The organism is Halosaccharopolyspora lacisalsi, assembly GCF_014137975.1.
GTDB lineage: Bacteria > Actinomycetota > Actinomycetes > Mycobacteriales > Pseudonocardiaceae > Halosaccharopolyspora > Halosaccharopolyspora lacisalsi.
In genome coordinates this window covers 1,494,208-1,510,553 of record NZ_JACGWZ010000001.1, presented here as the reverse complement: position 1 = coordinate 1,510,553, position 16,346 = coordinate 1,494,208, and the positions used below count along the sequence as shown (strand labels likewise).

The 16,346-nt window shown below is 68.9% G+C and carries 16 protein-coding genes; 7 read left to right on the top strand and 9 right to left on the bottom strand.

The genetic code is table 11. The annotated features are described in order from the left end of the window. The first annotated feature begins 38 nt into the window (after positions 1–38). Complete coding sequence (locus FHX42_RS07330) at positions 39–1,406, top strand: MFS transporter (protein WP_182543316.1); 1,368 nt, start codon at positions 39–41, stop codon at positions 1,404–1,406. Positions 1,407–2,029: 623 nt separating this feature from the next. Further along, entirely contained in the window at positions 2,030–2,398 is a 369-nt protein-coding gene (locus tag FHX42_RS07325; RefSeq protein WP_220479545.1) for a hypothetical protein, read from the top strand. Between the two features lie 9 nt (positions 2,399–2,407). On the opposite strand, the gene FHX42_RS07320 is transcribed toward FHX42_RS07325, so the two are convergent. From FHX42_RS07320 to FHX42_RS07310, 3 genes are all read right to left on the bottom strand, one after another. Continuing rightward, complete coding sequence (locus FHX42_RS07320; protein ID WP_220479601.1) at positions 2,408–3,079, bottom strand: histone deacetylase; 672 nt, start codon at positions 3,077–3,079, stop codon at positions 2,408–2,410. 16 nt (positions 3,080–3,095) lie between these two features. Continuing rightward, positions 3,096–3,287, bottom strand: a complete 192-nt coding sequence (locus FHX42_RS07315; protein ID WP_182543315.1) for a hypothetical protein — start codon at positions 3,285–3,287, stop codon at positions 3,096–3,098. A 111-nt stretch (positions 3,288–3,398) separates the two neighbouring features. Beyond that, positions 3,399–3,752, bottom strand: a complete 354-nt coding sequence (locus tag FHX42_RS07310; RefSeq protein ID WP_182543314.1) for a VOC family protein — start codon at positions 3,750–3,752, stop codon at positions 3,399–3,401. Positions 3,753–4,189: 437 nt separating this feature from the next. Between FHX42_RS07310 and FHX42_RS07305 the strand changes: the two genes are divergently transcribed. Beyond that, a complete protein-coding gene (locus FHX42_RS07305; RefSeq protein WP_182543313.1) occupies positions 4,190–4,876 on the top strand; it encodes a DUF1990 family protein in 687 nt (228 codons plus the stop codon). A 28-nt stretch (positions 4,877–4,904) separates the two neighbouring features. Here FHX42_RS07305 and FHX42_RS07300 read toward each other — a convergent pair whose 3' ends face one another. From FHX42_RS07300 to FHX42_RS07290, 3 genes are all read right to left on the bottom strand, one after another. Further along, the gene (locus FHX42_RS07300; protein WP_220479599.1) at positions 4,905–5,318 is read right to left on the bottom strand and encodes a hypothetical protein; all 414 of its coding nucleotides are present in this window, start codon (positions 5,316–5,318) and stop codon (positions 4,905–4,907) included. A 1,115-nt stretch (positions 5,319–6,433) separates the two neighbouring features. Beyond that, entirely contained in the window at positions 6,434–7,966 is a 1,533-nt protein-coding gene (locus FHX42_RS07295; RefSeq protein WP_182543312.1) for a DUF2254 family protein, read from the bottom strand. A gap of 330 nt (positions 7,967–8,296) precedes the next feature. After that, positions 8,297–8,491, bottom strand: a complete 195-nt coding sequence (locus FHX42_RS07290) for a tyrosine-type recombinase/integrase (RefSeq protein WP_182543311.1) — start codon at positions 8,489–8,491, stop codon at positions 8,297–8,299. A 365-nt stretch (positions 8,492–8,856) separates the two neighbouring features. Between FHX42_RS07290 and FHX42_RS07285 the strand changes: the two genes are divergently transcribed. Further along, the gene (locus FHX42_RS07285; RefSeq protein WP_182543310.1) at positions 8,857–9,183 is read left to right on the top strand and encodes a hypothetical protein; all 327 of its coding nucleotides are present in this window, start codon (positions 8,857–8,859) and stop codon (positions 9,181–9,183) included. Here FHX42_RS07285 and FHX42_RS07280 read toward each other — a convergent pair. Further along, a complete protein-coding gene (locus FHX42_RS07280; protein ID WP_182543309.1) occupies positions 9,143–9,763 on the bottom strand; it encodes a TetR/AcrR family transcriptional regulator in 621 nt (206 codons plus the stop codon). The genes FHX42_RS07285 and FHX42_RS07280 overlap by 41 nt on opposite strands. 283 nt (positions 9,764–10,046) lie before the next feature. On the opposite strand from FHX42_RS07280, the gene FHX42_RS07275 reads away from it, so the two are divergent. The 3 genes from FHX42_RS07275 (at position 10,047) to FHX42_RS07265 (ending at position 12,067) form a co-directional block, all read left to right on the top strand. Continuing rightward, a complete protein-coding gene (locus FHX42_RS07275; protein ID WP_182543308.1) occupies positions 10,047–10,484 on the top strand; it encodes an STAS domain-containing protein in 438 nt (145 codons plus the stop codon). Between the two features lie 5 nt (positions 10,485–10,489). Next, complete coding sequence (locus tag FHX42_RS07270) at positions 10,490–10,690, top strand: hypothetical protein (RefSeq protein WP_182543307.1); 201 nt, start codon at positions 10,490–10,492, stop codon at positions 10,688–10,690. Positions 10,691–11,245: 555 nt separating this feature from the next. After that, a complete protein-coding gene (locus FHX42_RS07265) occupies positions 11,246–12,067 on the top strand; it encodes an SAM-dependent methyltransferase (RefSeq protein ID WP_182543306.1) in 822 nt (273 codons plus the stop codon). 1,264 nt (positions 12,068–13,331) lie between these two features. On the opposite strand, the gene FHX42_RS07260 is transcribed toward FHX42_RS07265, so the two are convergent. Further along, positions 13,332–13,748: a hypothetical protein gene (locus FHX42_RS07260; RefSeq protein ID WP_182543305.1), complete on the bottom strand. Its 417-nt coding sequence runs from the start codon at positions 13,746–13,748 to the stop codon at positions 13,332–13,334. 398 nt (positions 13,749–14,146) lie between these two features. Then, complete coding sequence (locus FHX42_RS07255) at positions 14,147–16,231, bottom strand: M28 family peptidase (protein WP_182543304.1); 2,085 nt, start codon at positions 16,229–16,231, stop codon at positions 14,147–14,149. Positions 16,232–16,346 lie beyond the last annotated feature (115 nt).

The following is a 16,346-nucleotide window of genomic DNA, read 5'->3' as shown; positions in this document are numbered from 1 at the left end:
AACCATACCGGTCGGTATACCAAGAAAGCGAGGCGAGCATGCTCAACCATCGCCGAGGCGGGGGCATCGGAGAACGCACTGGTGGCTCACTCGTGCACGCGACCGGGTTGGCCGCTGTGGGCCTGTCGCTGATCGCGGTCTGCTACGGGCTGGCGCGGTTCGCCTACGGATTGTTCGTGCCGGTGTTGGGCGCCGAGTTCTCTCTCGACTCCGCCACCACAGGCGCCATCGCCTCGGGCAGCTACGGGGGCTACTGCGTGGCGATCGTGCTCGCAACGGTGACCACCGCACGATGGGGCCCGCGTGTGGTGGCGGTCGCCGCCGGGGCGACGGCGACGCTGGGAACGGGGCTGGTCGCAGCCGCCCCGCACGCGGGTGTTCTCGCGGCCGGGGTGGTGCTCGCGGGCTCCAGCACCGGGATGGCCTCTCCCCCGCTCGCCGACGCGGTGGCCCGCTGGGTCGCCGCCGACCGAGCAGGTCGGATCCAGACCGTGGTCAACGCCGGGACCGGTCTCGGAGTCATGGTCTCCGGCCCGGTCGCTTTGCTGTTCGGGCACAGCTGGCGGACGGCCTGGGCAGCGTTCGCGCTGGCCGCGGCCGTGGTCACAGTATGGGCCGCCAGAACCATCCCCACCCACCGCGTGCGCAGCGGGGACGACGACTCCGCCTCGGGCCGCGCCGGAACTCGGTTGCCCTCGTCCTGGCTGCCTCCCGGGGCACCGCGACTGCTGATCGCCGCCGGGGTCATGGGCACGGCAAGTTCCGCGGTCTGGACGTTCGGCCGCGAAATAGTCGTGCACCACGGTGCCAGCCCGCTGGCCTCCACCCTGATGTGGATCGCCCTCGGCGCCGCCGGTCTCCTCGGTGCCCTGACCGGAGACCTCACCGCCCACACCGGCCTCGGCCGCGCATGGATCGCGGCCATGCTGACCCTGGCAGCGGCCACCGCCGGCATTGCCCTCGCCGCCGGCTCTTCTCCCTACGTCTTTGTCGCCGCCGCGCTCTTCGGTGTCGTCTACATCGCGCTGACCGGCCTCCTGCTGCTCTGGGGCACGCATGTCTATCCCGCTGCTCCCGCCTTCGGCGTCGGTGCCGCCTTCCTGCTGATCGCCGCCGGCCAGGCTCTCGGCTCCCCCCTGGTGGGACTGCTCAGCGACATCCACAGCCCCACCAGCGCCTTCCTCACCGCCGCCGCAGCCGCCGCCCTCGGGGCAGCTCTTCGCCCCCGCGGCTCGCGCTCTCCGCGCGCACCGCGAAAGAGCTCGCTCCGCCGACGACTCCGACCCGTTGTCCGCAGCACCGGACGGATTCACGGCTTCGTCCAAGACATGAATCGCGCCGCACTGACCATGCGGGGCGAGGAAACGCATCCAGAACGCCGTACGGCTCGAGCAACCGATCACTGAGGCGAGCTTGTCGGTGTCGGCATCAGGGCTCACCCCTCGGCGACGGCAGCGGCACGTGGGCTCCCGGCGGATGCCCATCCGGTCGAGCCAGGACGACACCGTCCCAGTATCAGGCCGAGTTGCGCGGGGATCGATGCCCGGCTGTGTCGCAGTGGCAGGCCTCGGCCTACCCAGCGGGCCTGATACTTCTGGGTATCAGGCCTCGTGCTTCCGAGTGGTTCCCAGCAATGGAGCCACCGTGGACAGTAGCGGCACGATGATCGGAGTCGGCGACGCACTCCTCGTGATACTCCGCGCCGGTTCGGGTCAGCGCCCAGGGCGACAACGTCCCGCAGTACTGGCACGGGCGCCGCGGTGTTGAGCTCATGAGAGCACCTCCCTGTCCGAGGCCGACCGTCAGCGGTCTCAGTCTGCCGTCGACCTCTGACACCACGTCGTCTTGAAACGTGAGGAACAACGCTGTGCCCACGGTGTTCGCGCCAACGGGAAAATGAGACGGCATTGTGGCCGTGCGCGACTCTCCGGGGATTATCCCGTCCAGCCGCGTCGCAAAAACCGCTCTGTGATCCTCGCTCTGATCCTGGCTCCTGTCGCTCGCGGCCACGGAAGCCCATACTGGGCGCATGCCCGCCGATCCCGCCGAGCACGACGACCAGGGTGCCGAGATCGTGCCGTTCGCTCCCCCGCCGGGTCGCGATGGGCGACGGCGGCGTGATCCGGCGCGGTTCGCCGCCGCCCAGCAGCGGGCGTTCGCCGACAGGAACCTGCACGTCGGCCAATCACAAGTTGTGCACGCGACGACGTGGCTGGACTGGATCGACGACCTCACCCTGCCCGCACCCGCGTGCCGCCAGGGCTTCACCGGACACGGCACCCACAGCGAACTGTCGGCCACCCGCAGACCGGTGACCTGCCGGAGGTGCCGGCGCCTGCGCGGCGAAGACGACACCGCAGACACCGGGAGCACCGCAGTGCAGGCCACGCTGTTCTGACACCGACGGCTACCGCTCACCCACCTCGCGGTCGAGCTCGACGTCCGGCTCGGTGTCAGCGGGCGGGGTCGTGCAGGCGTGGGCGATCGTCTCGGGACTCCAGTGCGGAGCCGCGCCGGGCAGGGACGCCAGGTAGTCGGCGGCCTCGGTCAGGCTCCAGCCGTGGGCTTGGCCCAGCCCACCGGCCAGCATGCGCAGATAGGCCGCCGAGGGGGCCACGGGCTCGACGTCGCCGCAGCGGTGTCCGGCGGTGAAGGTCAGCTGCGGATAGCCGTCGACGTCGCCGGCGTGCAGGAGGGTCTCGTAGCGGCCCGGGCCGAGTACGACCCGCCCGGTGCGCAGAACCTCGGCCAGGTCGAGGTCGCCGTCGGGGTCGCGATACATCTCCTGGGCGGCGATATCGGCGAACCGGCCCGGAGTGACCAGCCAGGCCCGCGCGGCGGCGGTGCCGGGCAGGTGCGGATCGTACAGCGCCCGGCCGCCGTCCCAGACCGGCGAGTGCGTGGCGAAATGGATACCGCCTGCCAGCAGCGTGCCCCGCGAACGGCGCGGCGCGGTGCGGTCGCGGCAGCCGGGGTAGGTGCGGCAGGCCCCGGCAGGCCTGCCGCCGGCGATGTAGCAGCCGAGCCGGTCGGCGTGCGTGTTCGAGCCGTAGCTGACGTACCACACGAAACCGAGCATGCCCGCAGCATCGCAGTCACAGATCCCGCTCGGGGCAGGGATTTCCGCGTTCGTCCCGGTTCGCCCCGCAGGGGCCGAAAAACCGGCACTCGATCAGCACGCGGGCATCCAGCACTCGGGCGTGCTGCTCGGCGCGCGACAGTGCGCCGGGAAGCTGCTCGTGCGGAGAATCCGGGGGCGGGCGCTGTTCGGTTCGAGCGTGCTCCACACAACCCTGGTCGTGTCTTCGCAGTTCATCGGGATGGCATCCAGGTGATCACGACGATCCGAACTTCCACGCGGAGGGGATCCGCGGCCGAACGGTGCTGGATGCCGTAGGTCAGGGGAGGTGTGCGAGCACGTTGACCACCGTGCCGTTGGGGTCCTCCACGAAGAAGCGGCGCACGCCCCACGACTCGTCGGTGAGCGGATAGACGACGCGCAGGCCGCAGCCTGCGACCTCCGAGTGCGCCGCGTCAACTGCCGCCGGCTTGCCAACGTCGATCCCGAAGCGTGGCGGAGGACTCTCCATCCCGCGGGGAGGAACGAGGACCTGATCCGAGGGATCGGTCGGCGACGTCAGGCCCAGGACCGGATCTTCCATCGCGACCTCGAGCCCGAACACCCCGACGCAGAAGTCCCGAGACGCGGGAAGATCATCTCCGTCGGCGTAAGGAAAGATTCTCCTGATCATGACCACATCATCGCAGGCACGCCCCCTGGTCGGCTTGGACGAATCGGAGGGCTCCACCCCGCAGCGGGCTGACCCGGCGAGCAGTCCGCAAGGGAACCCCTTGCGGACACCCGCCGACGACGCGAACCGCCCAGCTGCTCAGGACATGACGCACGCCGTGCCGGAGCCCCACCCCGCGGATCGCGCCCCGACGAAACGCGGTGATCCGGCTGCTGCGGCTCTCGACGTTGGCTGCTGGTCGCGGCGGAGGTCTTGGCGGGTGGGTGGCTGCGGTGGACTGGGCGGCGCAGGCTGCCGGGGGCGGACGCGTCCTGGTTGCGTGGGGGTTTTCCGGGCTGGTCACCCTCGCCGCCGGCGTGCTGGCGGTCTCGTGTGGCGGCTGCGGGGCGCAGCGGTGACACTTCGGGTCAGTGCGGCCTCGAGCGTGGGAGGCGGACATGATTGGTGTCACCGCGGCATTGGGCGAGTTGCTGCGCTGGTCACCGGGCGTGGCGCTGGCCACGGTGCGGTACTTCCTGCACGCGCTGCCGATCCACCGCGTGGACGAGCACGAGGTCGTCGTCGTCCCCGAGCTTCCCGAGCACTGCGGGCCGGGGATCCAGGCGCCGCAGGAGGGCAGCGGGCCGGTGTTCCACAGGCGCTACGGGGTGCGCATCCACTCCAGCCAGATGGGGCCGGAGCGGTTGATCGAGCGTGTGAGGGCGGACCCGAACGAGGCGGTGCCCCGTGAGGTGGCCGTGTTCGACAGGCGGGACGGCCGGAGCGGACTGCGCGTCGGTGACGAGCTCGTGGTGCGCATGCCGGGCCCCTGGGACGGCCCGGTCCGGGTGCTCGACGTCGGGGACACCTCCTTCCGGCTGGTGACCTTGCGGGAGCACCTCGAGGCCGGCCAGATCGAGTTTCGCGCCTACTCCGCCGGCGACGCCCTGGTCTTCGAGATCGAGTCGTGGGCCCGCAGCGGGGACTGGGTGGTGAACTTGCTCTACGACGGCGTCGAGCTGTTCAAGGAGATGCAGACGTACCTGTGGGCGCACTACTGCGCGAACGTCTGCGCGCTCTCCGGTGGGCGGATGGTGCACGGCGTGGAGGTCTACACCGGCTGCGCCCGCGGCATGTCGGTCTGACGGTGCCGAGGTGCTCGTTCGGTGCGGGTCAGTGCAGCGCGGCGGCCAGGCGCGAGCAGTCGGCGACTGTGACGGTGACCGCCGGGTGACGCAGCAGGCCGGTCGGTTCGATTCCGGGAACGGGGCGGTCGAAGCGCAGGCACAGTCCCTCGTCGGGGTTGGTCGCGCAGGACAGACCCCGGTCGGCCAGCGACAGGTGGGGTGGTCCGATGGTCTTGAGCACCTGGTACGGGCCGGTGATCGTCGTGGAGGTGACGTTGTCCCGGTCGGTGCGCAATCGCCAGGGGCCGAAGACGACGACCACCTCGGATTCGGTGATGCGCACGCCGGCCGTGCGCGGAGTGATCCCGAGGGGGAGCCCGGCCAGCTGGTAGCGCCGGTCGAAGCGGAACGGAAACACCTCGACGCTGTGCGGTCCCATACCGAACCGTCTACCCGTCACGGCCGCTGCTTACCCGTGCCGTGACCGATCCGGAGGGACGGGCTCTCGCTTGCTGCGCGGCGGTGACCACGACAGCGGTGCGTCGCACGTACTGGTCGGGGGTCGACACCTCGCCTTCCGTGAGCCGCGGTCATCGGGTGCTGGTGATGGGGTCCGGGCAGGAGCGGTACAGGATGTGGCGCCAGGCACGGTTTCGGCTGGTGATCGAGGTGTCGGCACGCAGCCGTGGAACGGCCAGGACGGCCCCGACCTCCTGTTCCCGCCGCCGCGACCAGGAAGGAGCTTCGTTACCGCAGGGTCCTGCGCTCCTACTGCTCCACCCCTACTCGGCCAGCAGCATCAACGCTTCGGCGCACTATCTGACGGAGATGTTCCTCAACCCCCTTGCCGCACTCAGGGAGGTCGCACGATCCCGGGCTCAGCGGCTCGGTGGAAGTCCCGATGGGGCCAGGCGTCCCCCTCGGGGGCTTCGTGGTGGTCCTCGATGGCGCTGAGCACGTATCGAGTTCGGGGTGTCCACCAACTCGTCGATCTGGGCGGCGGCCGGACTGGCGGTGACGGTCAGCGGGGCCGGGCACCCGGCGGCGCTGGCAGCGAGACGGACGAGTCGCTCGGGCTTGCCTCCCGTGTGTCGGCGGACAGCAGTGGAGTCGCTGTCCTGGTCTTTTTGGGTCGCCCGGGTGAGCTGCGAATACACGACGGCCCCGCCGGGCTCCCCCGAGCGTGACCGGACTGCTGGGAATCGTGGTCCCTTCGGGCGCGACGATGTGCGCTTACCGAGACCCCAGACGTGGCCGATTTTCACGTTTTATCGTCAACAGTCCATCGACGCACTGCCACGACTGATCATTGCTCAGCGCACGATCCGACACGGATGCTCCGCACACCCCGAAGCTGGCGGGAGCCGCCAGTGCGGCCGTCATTTCCGGTCAGGGCCATGCACGTCGTGCACTACGGTCCGAGACGAGACACCATGGCATGATCGACCGTTGAGTCGATGACCTGCACGGAAGCGCCCCCTTGCGGCCGGTGGCACACTCCTTGCCGGCACCCCGTTTCCGTCGTGTCCGGTTCCCACCCCCGACGTGGTGCCGATGACCGGTGGGGGTGGGTGTTCACGACCGTCCGTCGGTGGTGTTGGCGGTGTGATCGTTCACTCCGCCCAGCTGGCTGGTGACGCCCTCGACGAAGGCGGCTTCCTCGGTGTGCCCGAGGTCGCTCAGGGTTCGTTGCAGGCGGTCCAGGGCACGGCGCATGTCCAGGGTCAGCACGTGCCGCGCGACCGAGGGCACGACGCCCCGCAGGCTGTCCGCCGCGAAGTTCCGGGCCTCGGGATCCAGTCGGGGCAGGATCAGGCCGAACGTGTCCAGGACCTCGGCGCACACGTGGTACTGGGCCGACTCGGTCGAGACGATGAGCTCGGAGATCAGCGAACCGATGACCTTCTCGACGGCTCCGTCCCGGTACACGATGGGCAGCGGTCCGCCGTGGTCCTCGGCGGCCGGGGCATCGTCGGTCCCCCACTCGACCAGCAGGCCGTGCAACCCGCGGACGGCCACGAGGGCGCCCTCGGGGTCCTGGGTTCCGGTGGAGCCCAGCGCCCAGGCCATGTTGCCGAGCTGGTCCACCGCGTAACCGGGGTCGGTGGCGCTGTCGCGCATCCGCCCCAGCGTGAACGCCTCCAGCACCGACCTCGCCAGGTGGTCGCGCTCGCGCTTGGTCCCACCGCGGATCTCGGCCACGGTCTCGCCCACGACGAGGTGCGTCCCGAGCCGCGCGTACAGCTCGATCTCCATCTCCCCGCTGACCGCCGAGTACTCCACCTCGCCGGTCACCGCGGACAATCCCTTGGCCAGCCGTTCCGCATCGATGTCGACGACGTAGCCGAGCTGCCCGGAGTACACCGGGGTGGTCCCGATCGCGGCGTCGACGAGCTGCGGTGTCGAACGGCAGCGGGCCAGCAGCGGCAGCTGGTGCTTGCGGGCGTTGAACGCCATCGTCTGGATGTTCCAGACCACCGAGCTCGGACGCATCTGGTCGATCGCGGCGTAGATCAACAAGATCAGCAGCACCAACGCGACGCCCGTCAGCACGAGCGCCACCACACCGGACAGGACCGCCTGGGTCGAGGAGACGAACAGGATCAGCGACAGACAGTACAGGGCGAGGCCGATGAAGAACCCTATGGAGATCTGGTTGGTGCGCCTTCGCAGGAACTGGTCGAAAACCACCTGGCTGTAGCGCGAGGCCGCCTGCTGCACCGTCATCAGCAACAGCGAGAAGGTGATCGAGGCGGCGGTGACCAGGCTCGTCGCGATCGCCGGTAGCAACGAGGAGATGGCCGACTGCGGGACGTAGGCGCCGAGCGCCCGCTGGAACGGCCCCATCGACGTGAACAGCTCGACGGGCACCATCACGGCGGTGAACACCAGGAACCCGGCCACGATGAGCATCGGCAGCCAGAGGAACTCGGCGAGCGCGTGGCTCGCCGGACTGCGTCGCCGAGGTAGCGGACGCTCGTGGTCCATGCGACGAAGCCCGCCTTCGGTTTCCTCGGCCCCACCGCGATCGCTGGTGCCCTGCTCGGCCGTGCTGGTCGACGATGCCGATGGTGGATTCGACACGCTCGTGTCGTCGTCCTGACTCAAAACTCTGCTCTATTCTCGCCGCGGGTGGGTCTCCGGCGACACCGGAACCGGTAGTCGTGATCGGTGCTCCCCTCCGCACCGTGGCCTCGGTGCCGTCGGCAGCGTCGAAGGGACTCTCGAACGGCTGCTACGAGACCCTCATCGCTCAGGAACGCGGGCGGCAGTGCGAAACGCTGAAGGCTCGCCGCAGCGGAACCAGGATAGCGTTAGCGGTGTTTTCACCGGTCACCAGCTCGTTCATCGGGCTCGCCTCCGACGAGGTGGCCAGCAGCGACACTCACCAGCGTTTCCTCTGTCACGGATCTTCTTCAGATCCCGTGATCGCCACGATCACCGTGTTCTCCCGCTCCGGTGCTCGCGCGCCTGGTCGATCTGGCGTTGCGCGTCCTCGACGGAGGGCTTGGCGTAGCGGCTGAGGCTGCGCAGGTCGCGGTGTCCGGACTCGGCGCGCAGGACGGTGGTCGGCACGCCGTCCTCGGCGGCGTGGGTGATGCCGCTGCGTCGCAGGTCGTGGAACGTCCACACCGTGGCTGGGCGTTGCGGCGCTCGTCACGGCCGTACCGTGGTAAGCGGCAGGCGGTGGCGCCGTGGTCCTCGTCGCGCTCTTGTGGCGCTGGAGTGGTCACCGACCACGTACGACCTCGCAGCACGCCGCGCTGATTTCGCCGCCTACTGCGCTCGGCAGCGTGCCAGCGCTCCGTGCATGGCCCCAGATCCGCGTGCCGATCCGGAACGCGCTCGGTTGTGCGCGGACCTCGACGACTCGAAGCCTGCCGTGGTGGTTACCGCACCGCCTGACCGACTCGCGCGCTCGTTGAAACCAACCGTCGCAAAGCAGGGCCGGCCGGAATGTTCCGGTCGGCCCTTGGACAGCGCTGGGAGTTCCAGCGATGACCGATCTCGATGCCGTGGTTCTCGCGGCGTACCACCGCGATATCGGCCTCCACGTTGATGACGCGATGTTCGGCGAGGGGCGGGACACGGCCCTGGTCAACGTCGTCTGCGCCGGGGTGCCGGTCGACGTGGCGGCCGTCGGGACCGTCGTCAGCGTCACCGCTGACTACCGCGCTGCGGCCGAGGAGAACCTCACCCGCGTACTTCCCTGCGAGGACCGCCCGGGCGAGGCCACGTTCTACGCGTTCATGAACTCCGGCGAGCGCGTGATCGCGATGCGCATCAGGCCGAGCGGGGCTGTGGGGTGCGGTGTTCATCGATGAGGCAGCGGGCCATCGTTTGGGCGCTGCGAGCGGCGGCCGTGTCGCCTTCGGCGGAGGCGAGGATGGAGCCTTTCATCAGGACGTGCCAGGAGTGGGCAAACTCCTCCGGCCGGGCCGGGCCGGCCGGGCCGGCCCGGCCGGCCCGCTCGCGCACAAGGGCGCGGATGTTGGCCAGGTACTGGATGCTGGCGTGACCGAGCGCATGCTCGGGGCCGTGACCGTGCATTTCCAGCAGCACGTTGATGAACGAGCAACCCTCGAAGTCGGCGCGCTGGAACCACTCGCCGAAGACGTCGAAGACGGCCAGCAGTTGACCTTCCGGAGCTTCCGCTCGGCGAGCGGATTCGGCTGCGACGAACTCGGGGGTCCAGCGCTGCTCGCGTTCGGCCAGGAAGGCCAGCACCAGGTCGGTCTTGGCCGGGAAGTGCCGATACGAGGTGGCCTTGGCCACCCCGGAGCGGGTGATGATCTCGTCAACGCCGACGTTGCCGACCCCGCGCTGGGCGAACAGGGCGTAGGCCGTATCCAGGATGCGCTCGCGCGGGCCGGCACGAGCGGCCGCTTCGTGCATGCTCGTCATATCCCCTCACCGTGGTCCTGTCTCCAGGGCAGTTCTGCGTCGTGAGTGGAAACGACGACGGGCGGCCTCGTACCTCGAGTTAGACAGACTTGTCTGTCTAACCTAGGGTCGGCAGTACCTGGTTGAGCAAGCAGCTGGCAGTGCCCTGCTCGGGGGTACCGCGTTGATGGATTCCCACGCCACTCGTCGATGACCGCGGTGTGGTGCCCTTCCCGGTTCCCCTGCTCGCGCTGGAGGGCGCTATTCGTACGAGTGCCGCGGCATGGACGAAGAGGAGCTGTTTGTGCTCACCAAGAACCCGGTCACCGATCGCGCCAGCCACACCGAAGTTCCCGCAGGCGCCTACCCGACGCTGCTGCGCACGAGCTACACCGAGCCGCACGTACAGGTGCTCAGCGCGGCCGGCGACCTGGACCTGGCCACGACCCCGCAGCTGGAGCAGCTGCTGTGGCCCCGGCTGCAGACCACGCTGTCCGCGCTCGTGGTCGACCTCAGCGAAGTGACATTCCTGTGCCTGGCCGGTGTGGAACTGCTGGCCCACGCGCACGCCTACGCTGGCCACCGCGGGATTGCCTTCGGCGTCGTCAACAGCAATCACGCCGTCGACCGCGCCCTGACAGCCGGCGAACTCCAGGCCAGCCTGCCCTGCTTCGGCAGCGTGCCCGTCGCCGTGGAGGCATGCAGGCACCTCATCGACGGCCACAGCCAGCAGAAGGGGTGAGCCCCATGAATCCACCCGAACCACAGGACCCCTCCGCGCTCACATCGGCGACCGAAGCCGGGGCGACGGCGCTGTCCGCGATGGCCTGCCAGGTCTGCGGCTGCCACGCCCTCCAGGAGAACTCTGTCCACGAGTTCGCCCAAGGCCTCGGTTTCCGACTGATCTGCCAGACGTGCGGAGCGCACAGGGTGGTGACAAGCACATGACACCCCCTACCCCACAGGCTCCGACCGAGGTGGCGCACGCGCCCCGGTAGGCACGGCCCCTTCGCCGCGGTGCCAACGGTGCGGAGACGAGTCCGACCCGCGGGCCATGCTGCGCGGTCTGGCCCACGACCCCCTCAGCGACAGCGCGACCGTGCTCACCGCCTGCTCACCGGAGCACCTGCAGACCCTGTGCGACGGCCTGCTGCTCCGGTAACCACCTCTTCGGGCACCTGCCGTATTCCGGCCGAAAACGTTCATACCTCCGTGGGGAGCGGCGCTCCGCAGTGGGCGCACCGGCCCGGCCCTGCCTCATCAGCCACCCGGCTGTCCCCTCTCGAAACGTGCCGAGCACGTGTCGGCGCGAAACCATCCGAGCCCACCAGGTCGCTGGGTACCGGCCCGCTCGACGTCGAGAGGGCCGGTGTCCTGACCGGGCACAGGTCGTTTTCGGCCCTGCCCGGCAGGTACTCGAAAGACCGCGCGGACGGGGATTGGCCCGACGGAGGCGAGTTCGCGGCATGGTCGTGGCCGGTCAGACGGATTAGGCTGCCGGATATGTTCCAGGATGCGGAGTTGGCCGCCCAGGTGGCGCACGCGGATTTCGACCAGCCCAACATCGCGCGGATGTACGACTACCACCTCGGTGGGTCCGCGAACTTCGCCATCGACCGGACCACGGCCGAGCAGGCCCTGCGGGTCGCGCCGACGGAGCGGGACTACTGCTGGGCCAACCGCGCCTTTCTGGGCCGCGCGGTCCGCATCCTCGTCACCGACCACGGCATCGACCAGTTCCTCGACCTCGGCAGCGGGGTGCCGACCGTGGGCAACGTCCACGAGATCGCCCACCAGCACAACCCGGCCACGCGCGTGGCCTATGTGGACTGGGAGGCCATCGCCTGCCACCACGCCCGCCACCTGCTCGGCGCCGAGGAGCAGCGGGTGACGGTGACCGAGGCCGACGTGGGCGATCCCGAGACCGTGCTCAACGCTGCCGGGGTGGCGGGACTGCTGGACTTCACCCGCCCGATCGCGGTGCTGGCCTTCGGCATCCTGGACATCCTTCCCACCACCGACGGAGCGGGGTTGGTGGCCCGCTACCGCGACGCGTGCGTGCCCGGCAGCGCGCTGGCGGTGTCCAACAACGCCCAGCTGACCCGCACAGATCAGGAGGTCGCCGGCCTGCGCTCCCTGCTGGTCGACACCTCGACGCCGAACCTGCACATGCGCACCCCCGAGGAAGTCGCCGCACTCCTGCCCGGCTACACCCTGCTGGACCCCGGAGTGGTTCCCGCCGCCCTGTGGCGCCCCGACCAACCCGTCACCGACCACGAGGCCCAGCGCGGCAACGTCTACGGCGCCGTCGGCATCCTGCCGTAACACGGGCACGGAAAACATGCGAAAGACCTCCTCACCACCCAAGGCGGGCCGAAGCCCGATCGGAGCAGGAGATCAGGTGTTCGGGCAGCTGGTAGTCGTACACGCGCCCGCGCGGCTGGTCCGGATGCGGGCGGCTGGTGACGAAGCACCGTTGGTGCCGCTTGAGACGGGTGTCGGCGGCTGCAGGTAGGTGTGGACGGTTTGCCTGGTGGTTCCGAACTCGGTGGAGCAGCTGTTCCTTGGCTCGGGCACGCCTCGTGGACCTGGCGAACCGCTCGGGCATCCCGGTATTCGCCTCACGCGCGAAGAGCTGCTGCTGGAGCTATGAGCACGGGTGTCTGGATGGACGAGGGACGGATGCGGTTGCAGGGCCCACTGCGCGATGTCCACACCGCCTACAAAGGACACGAGTCGTACGAACCCGCCCCGTAGGCCCGGTTCTCCGGTCGCTGCGGCCAGCCGCGAGGCAGTGAGACCGCGTGATCGTCGCGACGGGGGTCGAGGAACATCCGTGTCGGATCGTGCGCCAGAGGGTTCAGCGCCGGGCACGCCCAATGGTGCTATCGCAGATAAGCAGGCGAGTCACCGCACCGACAGGAGAGGTTCTCCGAGGTCGGCGAGCACACCGCCGCAGATGATCACCAGCTATCCGCGGAAGCAGCACTGTCCTCGTCCCCCCCTATCGCACTCCCCCACCAGCACTGTCGTGGCTTGGCGCTGGATATCGTTCGGATGTTCCTCAAGTCCCAGGCCCGCACCCGCCGCAGTCGGGCGCGGGCTTTCCGCACCACCTCGCGCACCCCGACTTGATCACACCGTCGACCCGTTCGGTGGGGCCGAATGCCGACGACCGCGCGGAGTGGAAGGGGACATGTGGCGGGCCCCTGTGGACAGCCCTCCGTCAACGACCCCAGCCAGACCGGAGTCGGCTCGGAGCAAGATGGGAACAATCGGCGTACTTCGCCCGCGCTCCGGTCACGTCCGTGCCGGGGACGCGGTCAGCAGGTGGCCGCCGTCGGTTTCCCAGCAGGATTCAGGCGGTGCCTCGACAGGCCGCGGAAGGGGTGTGACACCCGACGTTCGATCCTCGGCGAGCAGAGCGCTGGGGGACGCGACGCTGTCGTGTTCGGACGCTTTGGTAGTGAGGAGTGGCTGCTCGGATCCCATGACGGAACTCCGTCCCGACCGATCAACGGTCAATACCGGTCCCCGGGATTGTGGAAGCTGGACAGCTCACGTTTCCGAGAACCTCGGTACCCTCAGTCTACGCCGACAGCGGACTCGATTCCGAGTTCATGGGCCCTGTGCTCCCGAGGCTGTCCCGATCCGCGAAGTACGGGCGTGCCGCGTCGGTTCTCGACAAGAACCTCGATGACGGAGGCCCCCTTCCCGCCGGGGTGCACACGTCGTCCTCCAGCATTTCCCGGGTGAAGGCGCTGAGCGTGGTGCTGTCCGACCAGGTGGCGACGAAGTGCTCGTGTGCGTCTGCGGCCGATTCCATCGCCGCGAGCAGCTCGCACACCTGCGGACGACTGCCGAACATAAGGCGGGCAGGTTGTGCATGGATGATCGCTTCAAGAGCCCGCCGCAGCAGCAGGGCGCGGGCGTTCCACTCGCTCGCCTCTTCCGGGGACGCCGGGGCAGCCGCCGCCTCGCCGTCAGTCGGCTCCTCGTCGGGCACGAACTCGCCCCACCGCCCGTCACCGGGATCGACCGGACGCAGCGTCCACCCCGGCGGCCACCCCGGTGCCGGGGACGAAGGGCGGCTCGATCGCGAAGTACTCGCTCCCCTGCCCGCTGCGAAGCGCCGTGTCGATAGTGAGCACGTCGCGGACCACGCCCAAGGCACTTGTGCACTGAGACATTTGCACGCCAGCGCAGGCAACCAGCGAACCGGCGCGCCAACCAATTGCTGGCAACCCCGGGTGTGCGTGTCGGTGTGAAGTGACCGGTTCGAACGCCACGGACACCGATACCGGTATCGCCGCCCTCAGCTCATTCCACGCGTCCACCTGCTGCTCGAACCTCTCGGGTCCGGCTCCCCCGAACGAGAACCGGACCCACCGCGTGGCCGGTTGATCAGCGCCTCGCGCCGTCGCGGGCCGCGCTGGCGGCCTGCTCCATCGAGTCGACGAGCAGGTCCCGGTACTTCGATGCCGTGGCGGAGTCCCGGGCTGCGACAGCGTCGTCGATCGCGGACAGCGGTTGCACGGCATACCCGGTGTAAAAGCCCGGGGCGTAGACCATGTGCTTGAACCACTCGCGCTCAGGGAGTCCCTCGTCCTGAATCAGTGCACGTTCCTGCGCGATCAGCGCAGCGTTGATCTCCTGAGCACGGCCGTCACCAGGGTGCCGTGCGGCGCCTTCCAGTTGCTTGGCCGCCGCTCGCCATTCCCGAGCGGCGGAATACGCGGGCGCCAGATCGACCACCGGCTCATCGGCCTGCTTCTCGTCCAGGGCTCGCAGGTATCGCACGACCTCTCGGGCGTAGCCGGAATAGGCCATGGGCAAGGTCTCCGATCCTGCCATCCGCAACGCGAACGTGCCGGCATAGGCGGCAGCGACCGCGTGATGGGTGTAGCCGGGATCGAGGAAGTTCCGCATCATGTGCAGGTCGTCGTAGGCGCTGTGGTACTCGCCGGCCGGTGTCGACATGCCGACGTCGGCGCAGGCGATACCGAGGTGGTCCAGGAAAGCGGTGTAGTCCGATCCGCTGCCCAGACGTCCCGGTACGGGATGCTGCTCGCCGGACGCCTGCTGCCAGTTGTCGTAGACCGTTCCGTGGTCGGGATCCGCGATCTCCTTGGCGATATCGACCAGTACACCGTCGAGCGCGGGCACGGCGCTGGCGGCGAAGTTCCTCCCACCGCCTGCTCCGTCGAGGTTGAGGTAGGCCACCGCGTTCTCGACGAGATCGGCCCGGTGCTCCTCGGCCCACTCGGTCGAACCGAGCAGCCCGTACTCCTCACCGCCCCACCCGGCGAGCACGATGGTGCGCTCCGGCTGCCACCCCTGGGCACGCAAGCGCGACATCGCTCGAGCCGTCTCCATCACGGTGGTCCACCCGCACACGTCGTCCTTCGTGCCGTAGGTCCAGGAGTCGTAGTGCGCGCCGAGCACCACCTTCTGCTCCGGATACTTGGAACCGGGGATCTCGACGAGGACATCGTGGACCGGCACCTGCTGATAGTCGATGTCCAGGGCGAGATTGACTGCGGTGGGCCCCGGGCCGATCCGGTAGTCGAAGTCCAAGCCGCCCTGCCATTCTCGCGGAGCACTCGGCCCCTCGAGCGCGACCAGCAAATGCTTGGCCTGACCGTAGGATATCGGCGTGGTCGGCACGCCGGGCAGGTTCTTCGCCTCCGAAGGATCCAACCGGGCAGTTCCGGGTGTCGAAGGCTCTCCGGGAGTGAGCGGATCTCCAGGATACTGGAAGATGTACTGGACGCTGCCTCGTTGGATGCCGTCGGCGTTGCGCCACGGCCCGTCGGGGTAGACCTCACCCCGTGCGAAACCGTCGTCTTCGGGATCGGAGTACAGGATCACCCCTGCGGCGCCGTGCTCTTCGGCGACTTTCGACTTCACGCCGCGGAAGCTACGCCCGTAGCGAGCCAGAACCACCTTGCCCCCGACGTCGACACCCAGCTCCTCGAGTCTTGCGTAGTCCTCCGGAAGCCCGTAGTTGACGTAGACGACCTCGGCCGTGACGTTGCCGGCAGGCGAGTACGCGTTGTACCCGACGACGACGTCGTCGAAGTTCTCGTGCCAGGGGAACGGCGGCTCCTTGACGTCCAGTTCCCGATGCTCGGGCGCCGTCATGGTCACCGAGATGTCTTTCGGCACCGAAGAGTGGACACTGTAGCTTTCCAGCCTCGCGTCCAGGCCCCACTCGGTCAGCTTCTTCGTCGAGTACGTCGTCCTGCGAACGGAGCCCTCAGTGCCCACCAGGCCGGGGTAGGTGGACATCGCCTCGCTCATCCGCGCCGCGCTGCCGGCGTCGACCTCCTGCTGAAGCGCGTGCTCCCAGTGTCGAAGAACGCGGGGATCGGCTGAGGCCGGGGCCGCCGCTGCCGTCTGCGCCGAGAACGTTTCGACGGACCCCGCGGTCAAAGCCGTCGAACCGAGCAGTCGCATGAGGTCCCTGCGATGCAAATACCGTGCCATCTCACCCTCCTGAACGCTGTGGCGCGCCTTAGCTGAGAGACAACAGCACAGAGCGCAATTCAGTCAAATACAACGGACAGCGCGACTCCGGAAAATGAAGCATGCAGCGGCTGCA